A 789-nucleotide genomic window follows, 5' to 3' on the forward strand; every position below is an offset into this window, starting at 1 on the left:
GGCGGCGCCGAATTCCGTCTCGTTTTTCCCCGGCGCGCCTGAGTCGCCGGGCGGAATTGCCGCTGGCGTGCTAAGCCGGGAAGGAGAAATATAGGCGTGCAACCGCCAGCGGAGGCGGTGCCCGGCCCCGGGCCGCCTCCGCCGTGTCAGGCCACGAGAGGGGAGCGGACCTTGCATGATGTCACCGATAGCGCCGAGGCGCCGCCCGATGCGGTCGGCGACTCCTATACCTGGGAGATCGTCCACGACGGCGCGATCGTCGAGTCGGGTGCGGGACGCATCGGGGAGCCGCATCCGCTGACCGGCAGCACCGCGAGCCAGCACTACGAGATCGCCTGCGGGGTGTTCGAGCAGGCGTGCGAGGGCGCGGTGGAGGAGTACCGCTACGACGTGATGATGGCGCGCGTGGAGGGCAAGCCGGAGCCGCACCCGGTCTCGGTCCTCACCGTGCTGCTGCGCTACGCCGACGGCGGCGTCGCGGTGTCGATGACCGCCAATCCGCGCCACCGCCCGATCACCGAGCGGGACATGGCCGAGTACCGCGACTATCTGGAGTGGGCCGAGGAGGACCACCGCCGCTTCCTGGAGCAGAAGGCGCGCAACGACGACACCTTGGAGCTGCCCTGGGCCTCGCTCGAGGAGGTGTGGACGCCCGACGAGACGATCGACCGGTCCGATCCCCGGCTCGCTCGCATCGCCGAACTCGAGGGCGAGGCCGCCGACATTCGCGCCGAGGTGTTCGATCCCGACCACTGCCGCGAACTCCAGTTCCGGGCCGAGCAGAAGCTG

At 70.2% G+C, this 789-nt stretch carries 1 protein-coding gene; it reads left to right on the forward strand.

What is annotated here, in order from left to right; translation table 11 throughout:
• Window positions 1-171: 171 nt before the first annotated feature.
• On the forward strand, window positions 172-789 hold a 618-nt coding region (locus ON39_RS33875; RefSeq protein ID WP_040740327.1), incomplete at its 3' end, for a hypothetical protein.

This window comes from Nocardia tenerifensis NBRC 101015, assembly GCF_000308715.1.
Lineage (GTDB): Bacteria > Actinomycetota > Actinomycetes > Mycobacteriales > Mycobacteriaceae > Nocardia > Nocardia tenerifensis.